Here is a 14,837-nt window from a genome sequence, read left to right on the forward strand (position 1 = left end):
GCGGGCAATTTCGCCCGGGACATTCGGCGGAGCTTCCTGATCGTTGCGGCTGAAGGGTACACCATCACATCGTCGGTCTTGCTATCTCGCTGTTTCGGTATGTCTCAGGCTGTGTGAGGTCGGTAGGATTCGTTCCTGGTCAGCACCGCCCACATGATCCGCGCCGTCTTGTTCGCCATGGCGACGGTCGCGAGCCGGGCAGGCTTCCTCTGCAGCAGCTTCGTCAGCCAGGGATCGGCACGCTCCGGATGGTTGGAGACCTGCCGCACACGCGATGTCATGCCGACGACGATAAGCTGACGCAGATACCGATCGCCCATCTTGGTGATCTTCCCTAAGCGCTCCTTGCCACCGCTGGAGTGGTTGCGCGGTGTCAGACCAAGCCACGCCGCAAATTCCCGCCCACTCTTGAACTGGTGACCCGATCCGATCGTGGCGGCCACGGCCGAGGCGGTGACCGGCCCAACTCCGGGAATGCTCTGCAGGAGTTGCGCCTGGCGGCTGAGACGAGCCTGGATACGCATCGTGATCTCGTACCAGCGAAAGCGGTTGTGGAGCTCGACCAGCTGACGGCTGAGGACCCGCAGAACGTCCTGGGCGAGCTCGGGGAACCCGGACTGCTTGCCCTCGATGATCCCTTTCGCAAAATCGATGGCCCGCGCGACGCCCCGAGCGATGGCGATCCCGAACTCCGCGGCCAGGCTTCGGAGCATGTTGATCAACTGAGTGCGCTGTCGAACCACGAAGTCCCGTGCGCGATGCAAGGAGAGAAGCGCCTGCTGGTCCTCGGACTTGATCTCGACAAACCGCATCGTCGGCCGCGTCACGGCCTCGCAAATGGCTTCTGCATCGACCGCATCGGACTTGCCCCGTTTCACGTAGGGTTTGACGTACATCGGCGGCATCAGCCGGACAGTATGACCGAGCTTCGTAAGCTCACGGCCCCAGTGGTGGCTCGATGCGCAGGCTTCGATGCCGATGAGGCAGGGCGGCAGTCGCTCGAAGAACGCCAGCACCTGCGCCCGGCGTAAAGGCCGATTGAAGGCGACCTCTCCGGTCTCGGTAACTCCGTGGACATGAAAGATGTTCTTGGCCAGGTCGAGGCCGACAGTGGTAACTTGCATGGGGTGGCTCCTCTCAATTGCAGATTCTGACACCTGCAGTATGGCGCATCGCGACGCCGGGAGCGGGAGCCATCCACCCCATCTGCTATCGGCAGAGAGCGGCCCTGGTCGCTTGGGGCGGATTGTGTTGAAAAACTCCGGCCGCGGTTGAGAGGTCGTCTGAGTTTGGAACGCCGTTCTTCACAGGGGCAGCAAAGGTCCATTTACGAGGCTGGATCGCAGAAAAGCGGAACCATGTCCCGTGAGCTTGTGCTCTGCGGCCCCGCAAGCGAGTTTTTCAACACAATCGGCGGAGACCGGACGTTCGCGGTTGTCTCCGGGAATCGCCCCGGGATCGCCGAAGCGGATGATGTGGATGGCCCCTGCTCCCCCGGCGTCGCGATGCGCCATAGTGCAGTTGTCATCGACTGCTGAGAGAGGAGCCACCCAATGACAGTCAATACGGTCGGCCTGGATTTGGCCAAGGATGTCTTTCAGGTTCACGGGATTTCCGCGAATGGGCGCGTCATTTTCAACAAGACGGTGAAGCGCGCCAAGCTTCTGCAATTCTTCGAGGCCCTGCCGCCCTGCGTCGTCGGGATGGAGGCGTGTGGGTCCGCCCATCACTGGGGCCGCGAATTGGGCAAGCTCGGTCACGACGTCCGGCTGATGCCTGCGGGCTATGTGAAACCCTATGTGAAGCGGGGCAAGACCGACGCGGTCGATGCCGAGGCGATTTGCGAGGCGGTGCGCCGACCCACGATGCGCTTCGTCGAACTGAAGACGGAAGATCAGCAGGCGATCCTGGCGATCCACCGCACCCGCGATCTTGTGGTCCGGCAGCAAACCCAGATCGTGAACATGATCCGCAGCATCTTGCGCGAATTCGGCCACATCCTGCCGACCGGAGTGGGCGCCATCCTCACCTTTGCCAAACGCCACCTCGGCGGGGACCATCCCGACATGCCGGAACTGGCCAACGGTATTCTCGGGACGCTGTGCCATCAGCTGGTGGGCCTCAACACCCGGGTCGTCGGCTACACCAGGATGATCGAACAGCACGCCATGATGACGGCAGATGCCCGGCGGCTGATGCGCATACCCGGGATCGGTCCGATTACCGCCTCGGCCATCATCGCCACGATCGGCGATGCGAAACAATTCCGGACCGGGCGCGATCTGGCGGCCTGGCTGGGTCTGTTCCACAACAGGCCCGCACAATAGAAATTTGACGTTTCCAGCTCAAACCGGAAGTTGAATGATTCATGACATACGACAGCTCAGAGGCTCATTAAATACCCGCTTCCTCTCCGCTATTGACTGCCTCGCCATTTGCAATGAACATCACAATATAACCAACGGAGAATTTAGCCATGTGATGCTGTCGCATGCTGGAGGCTTATGTCGCGACATTTGGCAGTTTACAATTTTGGCCGCAACGAGAACGGAGTCGTCGGGATGGTTTTTCAGTTCATCGTCATCGGCGCAGCGATTGCGACCATTTGGGCGAAGAATGCATACGCAACTGACAACCTCGTTTACAGCGATGAGAGTTTCCTGCTTGAACTGGGCTATAATCCTGGAGCTGTAGACGGATTTGCGGATCAAAACACACATAGCGCGATTTCTAGCTCTCAGATAGGGCGTGGATCGCTTGTAACCGGTGGCATGGATACGCAGGGGCGCCGGGCACTTGGCCAGGAGATTTTAGAATTTCGTGCGAAACAGGAACAGCATCCTCCAGAAATTCCGCAAAATCTTCCGAAGGAAACCTTACCTGAAACCATTCGCAGGGAGGTCGGCCACATATGGCTGTTTAGTGATTACCGCACACTTCCAATTGGAATGAGCGCATTTTTGGGCCCAGGTCCTGGTGGCGATTGGAGCAAGCCACATCAGTCTTTAGTGTGGTATCGGGTTTATTCTTTGGATGCCTTTCACTCGAATGGCGTTGCGGTTCCGCAATATCTAACCGGAGAAGAAAAAAGCCATCCCTTCAATGCGAATGGGATAGGCTTGAATGGACCTTATAGCGGCCCAGCCCCTGACTTGGCAATGGTATGTGTGGTACACGCTCCACGATCCGCACCAGCCAGGTTAGTCTACAGTTTGAGCTTTTGGCGAGCGGAGCCACTACGCTTCGACCCTACAACTGGCTCGAAAAGCTACGATGCCACCATAGGGCCCGAGCTTGGCTGGGCCGTTGGCTCAGACCCTTGCCAAAATGCGTTCCAGTCTCTTGACGCTGACACCAGGGCTGCTTTGCGCCACTAGGCTGGAAATTATTTTCTTTTTTGAGTTCTGAAAATTGGCTTCGCCAAAGCACGGCTTCCGAGCCAGATGAGAGCAGAAAGATGGCCAGAAGAAGTGCAAGCCTGAGGAAACACTCACCTAACTGCAGCGGGTAGATGTTGGGTTTCACATGGCTGGTATATTTTTGATAAATCCCAGAAGATGGTGAATGCACTCATTCACCGCTGGTATCCGTCAGGATGTGATAGAATGGCCGCACGAATGGCGGGCAATCAGGAAGATTTATTTCGCCGCTTCCCCGCAATGGACTCCAATAGCTCCGGTGAGCTGGATGCAATTTCTTTTCCGATTCGCATCAAGTATATATTTATTCGGCGGATTCTATCCCGAGGCAACAGTGTCTCAGCAAGCAAGTCACGCCCCGCCTTCCCTACAAGAACTACCGCCAATTGCGGTAGCAAGGGCATCCAGAGTTCTGATTGGGGGTTGACCAAACCATTGGACCCACCGTTCCCGAGCCGCGCGACAGCGGCGCTCGATAGGATGAACGAATGATGTCTTTCACACCGAACCCATCGGACTGATCGCTCGTGTAGTAGTTTCAAAAATTGTTCCGAAGGGCGTAACGCGGCTTGAACTCGCGCTGAACGAGAAAGTAGCTCCTGCTGGGAGGGATCTTTTATTTTCTTAAGAAAGTTGCGACCCGCAGGAGTTAGATTAAATATATCCAAGGGCAAATTTTCCACGGCATCTTGCACCATCTGGCGTGTGCGGCTGGCTTGGTCAAACTCCGGAATGAAATCCGGCGTTCTCTTTAACATCTCGGCAATAACTTCGCGCAGAGAGTGCTCAATTTTCCCTTCAAGCGTTGGAAGTTTTCCCTTTTCAAACGCAATCTTAAGCTCAGGGAGTAGCTCTCCTAGAAAGTTATCAATGGGACCGTAGTGGTTTCGCTCCACCTCGTCTGAAGGACGACCTTCGTTGTAAATTGTATAGTAGTTTCGGCGCTGAAAGAACGTCCTAATATTTCGGATTCTCGGGTTATCGTATTCGCCGCTGCGAGTCTTCTTCGCGTACCACAGCTGCTGTTTTCCGGAGGCAAAGGCGCGCTGCAGAGCTTGAGGTATATAATGATGGCCTTTGCTGCGTTGATTCTTCATCAAATCTGCCGCCAAGCATATTTTCGAGTGAATTCCTGAACTCGAGATGCTCACGATTCCGGAGGAATATATACGCCCGCATGTCAAAGTAAAGTAACTATCATTTTATTCTAAGGAAATTATTGACATTATGAAGGCCTAGGCATCCAGTCTTGGTATCTTCGGTAACGAGTAGGCGGCTGAATTTGGCGACGCAGGTCGCTGGTGCGTTGAAGATCAGTTCTCGGAAATCTCCACCTATGCTCGGTGAGGATCTTGAAAAGTAGCTTCTTGCCCAAAGTACCAGCGTCTGCCGGGTGGCCCGGGGAGATCTCAGAGGCCTGACTCGTCCGGTTCGGGGCTGCGACCGGCAACCCGCTGCACGAGGCACGAAGGACCGGTTTGGGCCGTGAGCGACGCCGCGCGAGGGGCGATCAGGCGCTTGCCCCTGCGGCGCGGCGAAGGTCGGGAACGAGCCTATTCCGTTGAAAAACGCGACTTGTCCGAAGGTCTGACCGTTGATTCAATATCGCTGCAACCGGCTCGAAATACCCGCTGATGGCTTACCTGTTCTTCCTCAAGGACATGGACCGCTTCATGCCGATCCAACCCACCGGCTTCGACCGTGTCTTCGGTGAGATCGGCCTGGAATTCCGCACCCTGCGCAATTGTACCTGGGAGAACTACAGCCATTTCAACGGGATCCTGAACGCCCTACGCAAGCCGATCGCAGATCAGGCCAAACTGGAACACGTCCGCCTTATCGACGCCCATTCCCTGCTGTGGCCATTCTCGACCCTGTTGGGGAGGGAAGCCAAGGGCGACTTGGCCAATGGTGAAAGGGCCGACGCGCGACACCTCGGAGCCAGGGAAAAATCGATTGCCGACATTAAGTATTCGGTGGGCAAGACGGTCTTCAACTCCAACGGCCAGGTGATCCCTTCGACCGTCAAGAACAAGGAGCTGCATATGTCCGACGCCGAGTTGGACAAGCTGATCCGGGACCTTCTCACCATCCAGGAAGACCGCTGCGCCATCACCGGCCTGCCGTTCCAGTTCCGGGGCGCACAGACGGACGACAACATGCTGCCCTCCTTGGACCGCATCGACAGCAATGGGCACTACGCCAAGGAGAACCTGCAGTTGGTCTGCCGTTTCATCAACTTCTGGAAGCAGGCATCTGATGACGGTGAGTTCCGCAGGTTGGTTGGCGTCGTTCGTGGCGATGATATGGAAGGTGGATAGCACGCACCGAAACTACGGAACGAAAAATACAGATACCAGATCGGCCCATTGCCGCCGTTGGCCGATGTCTAGCAATGCTGCGGTGCGGCCCGTCAGAGGAGATGGGGTGGATGGCTCCCGCTCCCGGCGTCGCGATGCGCCATACTGCAGGTGTCAGAATCTGCAATTGAGAGGAGCCACCCCATGCAAGTTACCACTGTCGGCCTCGACCTGGCCAAGAACATCTTTCATGTCCACGGAGTTACCGAGACCGGAGAGGTCGCCTTCAATCGGCCTTTACGCCGGGCGCAGGTGCTGGCGTTCTTCGAGCGACTGCCGCCCTGCCTCATCGGCATCGAAGCCTGCGCATCGAGCCACCACTGGGGCCGTGAGCTTACGAAGCTCGGTCATACTGTCCGGCTGATGCCGCCGATGTACGTCAAACCCTACGTGAAACGGGGCAAGTCCGATGCGGTCGATGCAGAAGCCATTTGCGAGGCCGTGACGCGGCCGACGATGCGGTTTGTCGAGATCAAGTCCGAGGACCAGCAGGCGCTTCTCTCCTTGCATCGCGCACGGGACTTCGTGGTTCGACAGCGCACTCAGTTGATCAACATGCTCCGAAGCCTGGCCGCGGAGTTCGGGATCGCCATCGCTCGGGGCGTCGCGCGGGCCATCGATTTTGCGAAAGGGATCATCGAGGGCAAGCAGTCCGGGTTCCCCGAGCTCGCCCAGGACGTTCTGCGGGTCCTCAGCCGTCAGCTGGTCGAGCTCCACAACCGCTTTCGCTGGTACGAGATCACGATGCGTATCCAGGCTCGTCTCAGCCGCCAGGCGCAACTCCTGCAGAGCATTCCCGGAGTTGGGCCGGTCACCGCCTCGGCCGTGGCCGCCACGATCGGATCGGGTCACCAGTTCAAGAGTGGGCGGGAATTTGCGGCGTGGCTTGGTCTGACACCGCGCAACCACTCCAGCGGTGGCAAGGAGCGCTTAGGGAAGATCACCAAGATGGGCGATCGGTATCTGCGTCAGCTTATCGTCGTCGGCATGACATCGCGTGTGCGGCAGGTCTCCAACCATCCGGAGCGTGCCGATCCCTGGCTGACGAAGCTGCTGCAGAGGAAGCCTGCCCGGCTCGCGACCGTCGCCATGGCGAACAAGACGGCGCGGATCATGTGGGCGGTGCTGACCAGGAACGAATCCTACCGACCTCACACAGCCTGAGACATACCGAAACAGCGAGATAGCAAGACCGACGATGTGATGGTGTACCCTTCAGCCGCAACGATCAGGAAGCTCCGCCGAATGTCCCGGGCGAAATTGCCCGCAAAGCAGATAGGAACCTGATCTGCGGATCCCATCAGGGCCAGCGGTGTGAACCGCGCAAACAGGCCGGACACAAGACTGCTTCTGAAAAGGTGCGCGAGATCATTTACGACTTGCTATGCGGGAGCCATCCACACAAGACATTCGCTGTGACTGCTAATTTCGAACCGTAGCGAACTCACGGTCCCCGGGACAAAGCGTCATCTCTCGGCGGTTGCACTCATGTCTGCAATCGGTGAACAATGCAGTATGATAGTCAAATGCCCTCAGACCATCGGGCGCTTGGTAACCAGAAAAATAAACTTCGCGAAAATTGATCATAAAACCTGTCCTAGGACACCGTCCCCGACTGAGACTCTCCAAGTGCGAGACATTGAAAACTGCAACAGTATGAAACGCCTTTTTACCCTACGTACATTCATGGCCGCTCTGCTCTTCGGGGTGCTCTATTCACTGGTGATTGCCACCATTGGAAAAGTGGCCGTTGACTATTGGGGCCGCCCCAGAGGTATCGCCTATGGAATCTTCGGCTACTATTATTGGGTCGCCCTCAGCATCTATGGGCTTGCGATGGTCTTTGTTTTTCGGGCCATTCCAATTCGGTATGCATTGGCCACGTTCCTGACCATCATCACCGTGCCAACCTTTCTGCTTTTGCCTGATCAGGGCGAACGTCCGATCCTCGCCGTGTATGCGGGTGCGATCACGATGTGTTTGGCTTTGGCCGCTTGGGAACACCATCACACGAGGCGACGCAAACGGCTCACCTAGACCGCAACACCAACGACGCGATGCTGGCGGAAACGGCGCAGAGATCAATACTCTGTCCAACCCCGCTCATAGCCGTTCCACTCCAACCCCATCGCTGTCGTCCGCTCATAGAGAGACCCACCGTAGACGTAGCGCGATGGTTCAGGTCGGCACTCCAGCTTGACCACGATCTCGCCATTTCGTGTGACTGTGACCCATCCGAAATGCGCCGCAGATGGGATGTCATCGGCAAAGGCCTGCGTCACAAACAAACTTGTGACTTCATAGGCGTACTCGCCGTTGCGAAATGTGATCGACCCAGATGTTGGATCAGGTGCATCCCATGGGTGATAGTCCACGGTCGCAATGGCTTCCGAAAGATAAAGCTGTGGAACCTCGCCAGCTACCCCATAACTGTAGGTCACGGTGAAATCGTCATGACACACGCGCAAGACCGTATCTTTGCCTGCGATGTCGCAAAACGTAAACAGGATGTTCCCACGCCCACAATCAGCAGCGGCCTGACTGGCCGAAAGCGCCAGCACGATCGCCATGAATATCTTCTTACAGCGCTGCAATGGGACCTCCTCCAGATCGGGCCGTGCTAATGCAAAGGGCTTGCAAAGCTGATACTGTCCACACGTTTGTCCTGCCCAAATTCAATCAACATACCCCATTCGTCCTCAGCATCTTGCACGTCAGAGCAAACGTGGATGTAATACCTATCTGACATGGCATTATATCCCTTTGGCACCCGCCCAAGAATGCGGATAACTTCGCCACGGGTCAGACCCACCCTAAGCCCTGAGGGCGTGCCCCAACCTGGCGAAGAGGTGGACATTCCATAGACCTTGTCCTGAAAAATATCGATGTTCGCGCCAACAAGGACCATCCGATCAATCAATTCGCCGCTCCCAAAGGGGTCTGATACCATTTCTGGTGATCCAAGTTTGCCAAGCGTATCCAACGGATCACCCACGCTGACGCCATTCAGGCTGAACTCTGATGCGGGCAGACAATCTTGGATTGTTTCATACAGATGGCTTTCCGACAGAAGCGGTGGAACTGGCGGCACAATGCTGTCGGATATCCATGTCAATGAATCCGAGTCCCAGATCTGCCTAGCCGCCACCTTGATGTCATGGATGTCGCCGCCAAATCCGTAACTCACCGTTTCGGGGATGCATTCAAGGTATGCGGCCATCGCACCGCTCTCGGTCACCTCGACCCAGCCAAAGCGCCTGATTGGCTCGAGCATTTCTTCTTCAGAAAACGGACGGTCGAAACCGCCACCAACGTCATAGGCAAAGTCACCGTTGTAAAAGGTAACGCTTTCGCTGATTGCTTTCCCCAAGCCCGACCACGGTTCAAAATCAATATGCACAATAGGTTCGGACAGAAAAAGATCAGGTGTGCCGCTAACAGGCCCATAGCTATAGGTCACGACCTGTTCGTCGAAACAGACTAAGACTTCGGTGTTGCGGCCATCGATCTGGCAGGATGTGAAGGGTTCCTGTCCTGCCGGGCAGTCCGCCTGCGCCATGGTGCCGATAACTACGCAGCAAGCGCCGAGAGACAGCCCAAATTTCTGTTTCATTTCCTTCAGCCTAATCAACTTCGTTCCTGCCAATCAAACCGCGGTTCAATGCGGACCGCCGCATTGCTTCTACGGCCCGCCACGACGGGTTCGCGGCACATGCGCCCGAAACCTCATGATAGAAATCTGAATAGAGCAGAGGCATAGGTATTGAACGCGTTACTAAATCGGTCTCGCTGATGTTGTTATCGCGCATAAAGCGCTTCAACAAAACAGCATATGGCACAACGTCTTCGGGTGGGATGCCAAGGTCATCATGAAACGCACCTGTCCGGCTGTAGTGGGCAATCTCGGCGTCGTGGTATGCATCGATGACTTCCGTGTGGCGTTCGCCAAGCTCCTCGCACGTCAGTTCTGACAATTCATCGGCGATGTAGTGCCTGATCTCGGACGGACCTGACCAGATGAAAGCAGCCAGAGCAGCGGCAAAGGCACACAACATCAAAGCAACTGCGACAGATATCTTCATGATGCCAATTAAGATGTGTTAAACTTGATTGTCAAAACGCAATGAACTGCTCGAAGGCTGGGAAGGCATAGGCGGCCCTTAGCTGCCGTCCGCTTCGCGGTCGAGCGCTGCGGCGCAGCTTCTCGAAGCCGGACGTTCGTTCATCGCGCAGCATTTGCCGACGCCTAACAGGGTGCTGAAAAAGTCATGAGACGAAGGCGTTGGTATCAGAACACCCCATTCGCGGTTTCTCTCGCTGCATTGCACGGTGCTCATCGTGCTGGGGGCCGATGAATTTGACGACAATGGTCGTCGCAAGACGTTTTGCAGCGGCCTGCTAGAGCTTCCACCCGCTGACCTGGTTCTGATACACCTCCGCCAACCGTCCGATTTTCCTGGACCACTTCAGGAAACGACATTCTCCTGACACTGTCCTTTCCGGACATTTCGACTGTCTGATACAAATTTCAGTTGCTCCCAGACTCTATTCCGATAGTTTTTGTCGTGATTGTATCTTTGGAGCAGTCTCAGCGCTCAGGTGTTCGCAGGGCGGGTACGAGGCTCGCCCATGGACTTTGTAAGGACCGGACATGCCCGCATCAAGACCGATGAACTATGCGCACCTGATTTCCAGTAATATCAATGACGGTAGTTCAGTCGGAATGACCTGGCTGCCGGAAATGCCTCTTGAACTATTCAGAAGTATTTACTTGGGACAAGCGACGCTCGAGGAGTTCCCTAAGGGGCAGGCTCTGCTGATCCGCAAGTTGGTCAAGGGCAAGGTTCCCGAGGTGATAGGCATGTTTACGGGGCCGTTCGTTCTGGCGCCGATTCTGCGGGAATTTCTGGAAACGCACGAACCCGGGGGGCATCGGTTTCTTCCGGTTCGCATCCTGACGGAAAAACCGGAGAACGGGACAACCGAACATGGCCTGCACTGGCTGCTGTTGCCGCCCCCGCCCGTGGACTGTCTGGATTTCGAAGGCACAGTGTTCATGGGCGACATCCGAGGCAATACTTGGTCGCGCAGAAGGGACGACAGAAAGTATTGGGGAGGAGGGCTGCCTTCGCAGGACCCGGATGACCCATGCGCATTTCATGGAGATAAGGTGCAGGGACGGCATGTGTGGCGCTATGCGATCGGGATCACCGAGGACCGTTTTAATAGTGAATATGCCTGCTCGATGGAGTTCTGGCAATTCTATCGTTCCCACAGGATGTTGGGCTGGGGATCTGATAAAATATGCACAGTGACATAAGCAGGGCGTGGATTGGTGGAAACCGATTTCCTGGAGTGAGGTATGAGCGATAATTTTACGTTTTAAATGCACCAGTGATCAACACCCAAACGGTTGGCGCCCATCTGATCACATACCGGGATCATCACGTAATTTCGAGCGAAGCGTTCGATGGGTCGACCTTCATGAAAGCCCTGGCCAAGGCCGGATTGTGGAATCAGCGCGACTATCATCTTAGCAGGCTGCTGAAAAACTTCGGCCTCGCCGCCCTTCGTGGAACATGATTCATCGCCAGCACGGGTGGGACGGAGACGGCGCTGCGCGGATCGGACAAGGTAACGGTCACGCCGAGCGCCGTACCGACATCGACATGCTCCATCGCAACTCGCCTGGGTCGACACGGCGTCTGAGCTTGGCAGCGGACCGTGGTTACGACAGCGCCGACTTCGGCGCCGAGTTGCGCCAGATGGTCGGCACGCCCCACGTCGCCCAGAAGTCCCGGCATTCCGCCATCGACGGCCGGACGACTAGGCGCCCCGGTTATGCCAAATCCCAGCGACGCAGGAAGAAGATCGAGGAGCCTTTCGGCTGGGCCAAGACAGTCGGCGGCATGGCACAGACCCTGTATCGCGGCATCGAGCGCGTGCGCGCTCGCTTCACGCTGACGATGGCGGCCTGCAATCTGGCGAGACTGCCGAAACTGCTTGCGGCCTGACGAGGGAAGCCACCGCCAGGACTGCCCGCCCATGATCCAGTCCCACCCAGCAACATCGTAGAAGGAAACCGTTCCTCACGGCTGCCTTTTTCAGCACACTGCTAGAGGCTTTGGGACCGTCCTCTAGCGCCGCCGTCCTACGCGCCCAAATAAGCGAATCCAGCCTCCGAATGACCGCTTCGGTGTATCAGACTAATGAGTGCTGCACCTGCGGCGAACGTCCGCAGTCCGCCGATTCTGTTGAAAAACACCGGTTTGCGAGCGCAGAATGTTGGCGGCTGAAGAGAGCGCGAGCGCCTTTCCTGTCAGGCGTTTCGCGGTTTCTGCGTTGCGGGAAGGACCTTTGCCAGTTTGCGGAGGTTCTGGGCGGTGGCGGCGAGCAGGAATTCGTCGTTTGCGCCGCATGGGCCGCGTAATCGGAGCCTGTTCAGGCCAAGGATCCGTTTGAGGTGGGCAAAGAGCATCTCGACCTTCTTCCTCAGCTTCATCGAGATCACGTATTGCTCGGTCTTGGCGATCTCGCGGGCGACCTGCCGGGCATCTTCATGTTCCTCGCGGGTGATCTTGCGAGCATCCGCGTTCGGGCAGCACATGGCCTTGGATGGGCAGGCTTGGCAGACCTCTTTCAGGGCGCGATAGCGGGCGGTCCCCTTGCCGGTCGGCCCACGGGTGGGGTCGGAATAGTTCCGGCGGAACTGCTTCAGCTCGTGTCCCTCGGGGCAGATGTATTTGTCGTTCTCTGCATCCCACTCGAAGTCGGCGCGGGTCCAGGTTCCGTCATTGCGCCCCTTTCTGGCGCGTTGCGCCATACCCTCGGGCAGAGGCTCTGCTGGAGGGGGATGTTGGAAAGAACCCGGCCGGATTTGCCCTGAGGGATGCCGAAAGCGCGCCTGGCCGTCAACGGCGCGCACCAGGGCGCAGCGCCGCCGCGGCGCATCACAGGCCGCAAATCCGCCAGCCACACAAGTCATTGAAATAAAAAGAAACCACCGACTGCAGTGCAGCCGATGGTCATTAATTCTGTGCCGGAATGGACAAATTACCCCGGAAATGGACAAGATTTAGTGGGTCCTACAAACTTCAGTCAGAGAAAGCAGATGAATGCGCAAAATCAATCACTTCCGATTCGGCGCAAAGAATCCATAAACAATTTCAGCACCTTACAAGTCGCGCCTTCCAGATTGAAAGCATAAGCCTGCACAGAAATCAAAAAACTGCGCAGCATCAGCGACTTAGCTCGCGCGGGCATCCGAGCGCTAGCATCTAGGCATGAAAAAACCCGCGCCGAAGCGCGGGTTTCTCGAAGACTGAATTGTCCTGGAAGATCAGGTGCCGATGGCGGCCCGGAACGGCTTGTCCCTCCGGAACATCCTCTCGTAGCTGTCATGGGTGAATGGTGTCGCCAGCTGGTTCATTCCGGTTTTCTCGCACCAGGCCGCCACGAAATCCGACCGCTCAACCACCCCTTCCCTCCTGGCAACGGCAAGCGCCACGGCATCGACGACCATGTCGATGACCAGGCCCCACCTGAATGCGCCGGCAGTCGCGAGGCGGTGCAGGAAATCTCCCGTTGGCAGGCTCGCATCTACATTAAGCCCCGCGCTGATGGCGTAGCTGCCGACGATTTCGTTGAGGATTTCGTAATCCTGTGCCGGATGCCCGGGCGCACTGCTCAGATCAATTTCCTGGAACTCGATCCTTGTCATCAGCCGATCGAGCTGCGGCTCGCGTTGCACATAGCCTCCCAGCTCCGGAACCCCCGAAAGGATCAACATGAGGGGCCAGTCATGTGACTTCATGAGCGTCTTAAACGCATCCAGGACGCTCAGAACCTCGGCATCCGACTTTCCGCGCATGATATGCTGGGCTTCGTCGTAGTAGATCCCGACGACGCCCTGGAGCTTGGCCTGCTTGACGACCAGATCCCAGATCTCAAACTGGGTTCGGCGCGTCTTGTTCGTAATCGGATAGCCCAAGGCGTGAAGCGTCTTGCGGCCAAGATCCTTCCAGGACCCTTTCGCCTCAAGCACGCAGCTTGCAAACCGCGCATCCTTGCCGTCCGGCAAGAGAACGGCGGTCTCGTTGAAGCGGTTCAGCATGTCCGAGATCTCGGCTGTCTTACCCGAGCCGGACAGCCCGGTCAGAAGGAGGCTACGTGCCTCGAAGGCCTTCCCGGAATGCAGACGCCCCAGGTGGCGACTGAAGAGCTGCGCGAAGGTCTGCTGAAGTTTCTCGCCCCTGGCGAGCGGGAAATGACGCTGCGCCAGGTCCGCATTCAGATTTGCCAGCGAGGGAATGATGAACGGGTTGGTCACAGTTTGCTATCCTTGATGGGGCCGAAGGTCATGGTCTTGATGTCGTCAGGGCCTGGCGCCGAAGTGGACCCCTTCTCTGGGGCCACATCCGTCGGTCCGGCGGACTGTGGCGGAGGTGCGCTTGCCCTGGGAGGCGTCGATGGGGACGGCGGTTTGAACGGTGCCGCACCGGCGGGGCGTGCCGGCACCACACCCGACGTGCGCCCCCTGCTCATGAGCTGCCCGGGAGCAGCGGTGGCGCCGATGTAGGCGGGGGGGCGCGCTTCCACTTGGTGAAGCTTGTCAGCGCGACGCCTGAGCTGCTCGATTTTCTGGTAGCTCAGGGGATCACGAGAATCCGGGAAGAACCCGGATTCGGTTGCGCGGCGCTGCATGGCTTCGCTCAGGTTCTCCTCATGAAGAACACGCAGGCTGGGATTGGATGCCGTGGCGTTCTCCATGATCTCAATGGCTTCTTCGAGCGATTGATCCTTGAAGATCGTCATGCTCAAACGGGTCTTCGCGACCTCCTTGACACCCTCTGCAGTGACATAGACCTCGCGAAGATCGTCTGGATCGAGATGCACGGTGACCTCTTTCTCGGTGCCGGCCGCCAAGTTTTGAAGTGCCGTCGAGTTGAACGGGATATTGAATGCCCTCACACCTTCGGATGTCGTGGTCGCCTGGACTTTTTCTCCAAGGTGCAAACAACGGCTTCGCTGGGAGGGCGCCTCAATAGGCCCATAGCGC

General features: G+C 57.2%; 14 protein-coding genes and 1 pseudogene. 7 read left to right on the forward strand and 8 right to left on the reverse strand.

Features of this window, described 5'->3' with window-relative positions; all coding sequences use genetic code 11:
* Positions 1-104 precede the first annotated feature (104 nt).
* Positions 105-1,124, reverse strand: coding sequence for an IS110 family RNA-guided transposase (locus A6W98_RS18260; protein WP_042456306.1), 1,020 nt, complete (start codon positions 1,122-1,124; stop codon positions 105-107).
* A gap of 429 nt (positions 1,125-1,553) precedes the next feature.
* Here A6W98_RS18260 and A6W98_RS18265 point away from each other — a divergent pair, with 429 nt between their 5' ends.
* Both A6W98_RS18265 and A6W98_RS21300 read left to right on the forward strand, forming a co-directional pair.
* Positions 1,554-2,327, forward strand: coding sequence for an IS110 family RNA-guided transposase (locus A6W98_RS18265; RefSeq protein ID WP_231098307.1), 774 nt, complete (start codon positions 1,554-1,556; stop codon positions 2,325-2,327).
* Positions 2,328-2,561: 234 nt separating this feature from the next.
* Positions 2,562-3,377 carry a hypothetical protein gene (locus A6W98_RS21300; protein ID WP_155734683.1) on the forward strand — a complete coding sequence of 272 codons (816 nt, stop codon included), beginning with the start codon at positions 2,562-2,564 and terminating at the stop codon, positions 3,375-3,377.
* Between the two features lie 251 nt (positions 3,378-3,628).
* Here A6W98_RS21300 and A6W98_RS20605 read toward each other — a convergent pair whose 3' ends face one another.
* Complete coding sequence (locus A6W98_RS20605; protein ID WP_072071726.1) at positions 3,629-4,516, reverse strand: DUF4238 domain-containing protein; 888 nt, start codon at positions 4,514-4,516, stop codon at positions 3,629-3,631.
* A gap of 537 nt (positions 4,517-5,053) precedes the next feature.
* Here A6W98_RS20605 and A6W98_RS21730 point away from each other — a divergent pair.
* The 3 genes from A6W98_RS21730 to A6W98_RS18280 all read left to right on the forward strand — a co-directional run bounded on the left by A6W98_RS21730 (position 5,054) and on the right by A6W98_RS18280 (position 7,816).
* Positions 5,054-5,740, forward strand: a complete 687-nt coding sequence (locus A6W98_RS21730; protein ID WP_196760221.1) for a hypothetical protein — start codon at positions 5,054-5,056, stop codon at positions 5,738-5,740.
* A gap of 183 nt (positions 5,741-5,923) precedes the next feature.
* On the forward strand, positions 5,924-6,943 hold the full coding sequence (locus A6W98_RS18275; RefSeq protein WP_042456306.1) for an IS110 family RNA-guided transposase: 1,020 nt from the start codon (positions 5,924-5,926) through the stop codon (positions 6,941-6,943).
* 492 nt (positions 6,944-7,435) lie between these two features.
* Entirely contained in the window at positions 7,436-7,816 is a 381-nt protein-coding gene (locus A6W98_RS18280) for a hypothetical protein (protein ID WP_042464060.1), read from the forward strand.
* 44 nt (positions 7,817-7,860) lie between these two features.
* On the opposite strand, the gene A6W98_RS18285 is transcribed toward A6W98_RS18280, so the two are convergent.
* From A6W98_RS18285 to A6W98_RS21305, 3 genes are read right to left on the reverse strand one after another with little or no spacing between them, the layout of a single operon-like run.
* The gene (locus A6W98_RS18285; protein ID WP_042464064.1) at positions 7,861-8,349 is read right to left on the reverse strand and encodes a hypothetical protein; all 489 of its coding nucleotides are present in this window, start codon (positions 8,347-8,349) and stop codon (positions 7,861-7,863) included.
* A gap of 50 nt (positions 8,350-8,399) precedes the next feature.
* Positions 8,400-9,392: a hypothetical protein gene (locus A6W98_RS18290; RefSeq protein ID WP_042464067.1), complete on the reverse strand. Its 993-nt coding sequence runs from the start codon at positions 9,390-9,392 to the stop codon at positions 8,400-8,402.
* A 10-nt stretch (positions 9,393-9,402) separates the two neighbouring features.
* Complete coding sequence (locus A6W98_RS21305) at positions 9,403-9,861, reverse strand: hypothetical protein (protein WP_155734848.1); 459 nt, start codon at positions 9,859-9,861, stop codon at positions 9,403-9,405.
* A 569-nt stretch (positions 9,862-10,430) separates the two neighbouring features.
* On the opposite strand from A6W98_RS21305, the gene A6W98_RS18295 reads away from it, so the two are divergent.
* Both A6W98_RS18295 and A6W98_RS18300 read left to right on the forward strand, forming a co-directional pair.
* Complete coding sequence (locus A6W98_RS18295; RefSeq protein WP_155734849.1) at positions 10,431-11,099, forward strand: hypothetical protein; 669 nt, start codon at positions 10,431-10,433, stop codon at positions 11,097-11,099.
* A 262-nt stretch (positions 11,100-11,361) separates the two neighbouring features.
* Entirely contained in the window at positions 11,362-11,793 is a 432-nt protein-coding gene (locus tag A6W98_RS18300) for a transposase (RefSeq protein ID WP_345769726.1), read from the forward strand.
* 305 nt (positions 11,794-12,098) lie between these two features.
* On the opposite strand, the pseudogene A6W98_RS18305 reads toward A6W98_RS18300, so the two are convergent.
* From A6W98_RS18305 to A6W98_RS18315, 3 genes and pseudogenes are all read right to left on the reverse strand, one after another.
* Positions 12,099-12,587 (reverse strand): annotated as a pseudogene (locus A6W98_RS18305) (transposase); the annotation flags it as partial.
* Between the two features lie 531 nt (positions 12,588-13,118).
* Positions 13,119-14,108, reverse strand: coding sequence for an ATP-binding protein (locus A6W98_RS18310; RefSeq protein ID WP_042464076.1), 990 nt, complete (start codon positions 14,106-14,108; stop codon positions 13,119-13,121).
* Positions 14,105-14,794: a Mu transposase C-terminal domain-containing protein gene (locus A6W98_RS18315; RefSeq protein ID WP_168161841.1), complete on the reverse strand. Its 690-nt coding sequence runs from the start codon at positions 14,792-14,794 to the stop codon at positions 14,105-14,107. The genes A6W98_RS18310 and A6W98_RS18315 overlap by 4 nt, the downstream gene beginning before the upstream one ends.
* Between the last annotated feature and the right edge of the window lie 43 nt (positions 14,795-14,837).

This window comes from Rhodovulum sulfidophilum DSM 1374, assembly GCF_001633165.1.
Lineage (GTDB): Bacteria > Pseudomonadota > Alphaproteobacteria > Rhodobacterales > Rhodobacteraceae > Rhodovulum > Rhodovulum sulfidophilum.

What these genes read in the sequence shown, in the direction of transcription:
- A6W98_RS18260 (WP_042456306.1), bottom strand. Translation starts at nt 1,124, where the DNA reads ATGCAAGTTACCACTGTCGGCCTCGACCTGGCCAAGAACATCTTTCAT.
- A6W98_RS18265 (WP_231098307.1), top strand. Translation starts at nt 1,554, where the DNA reads ATGACAGTCAATACGGTCGGCCTGGATTTGGCCAAGGATGTCTTTCAG.
- A6W98_RS21300 (WP_155734683.1), top strand. Translation starts at nt 2,562, where the DNA reads ATGGTTTTTCAGTTCATCGTCATCGGCGCAGCGATTGCGACCATTTGG.
- A6W98_RS20605 (WP_072071726.1), bottom strand. Translation starts at nt 4,516, where the DNA reads ATGAAGAATCAACGCAGCAAAGGCCATCATTATATACCTCAAGCTCTG.
- A6W98_RS21730 (WP_196760221.1), top strand. Translation starts at nt 5,054, where the DNA reads ATGGCTTACCTGTTCTTCCTCAAGGACATGGACCGCTTCATGCCGATC.
- A6W98_RS18275 (WP_042456306.1), top strand. Translation starts at nt 5,924, where the DNA reads ATGCAAGTTACCACTGTCGGCCTCGACCTGGCCAAGAACATCTTTCAT.
- A6W98_RS18280 (WP_042464060.1), top strand. Translation starts at nt 7,436, where the DNA reads ATGAAACGCCTTTTTACCCTACGTACATTCATGGCCGCTCTGCTCTTC.
- A6W98_RS18285 (WP_042464064.1), bottom strand. Translation starts at nt 8,349, where the DNA reads ATGGCGATCGTGCTGGCGCTTTCGGCCAGTCAGGCCGCTGCTGATTGT.
- A6W98_RS18290 (WP_042464067.1), bottom strand. Translation starts at nt 9,392, where the DNA reads ATGAAACAGAAATTTGGGCTGTCTCTCGGCGCTTGCTGCGTAGTTATC.
- A6W98_RS21305 (WP_155734848.1), bottom strand. Translation starts at nt 9,861, where the DNA reads ATGAAGATATCTGTCGCAGTTGCTTTGATGTTGTGTGCCTTTGCCGCT.
- A6W98_RS18295 (WP_155734849.1), top strand. Translation starts at nt 10,431, where the DNA reads ATGCCCGCATCAAGACCGATGAACTATGCGCACCTGATTTCCAGTAAT.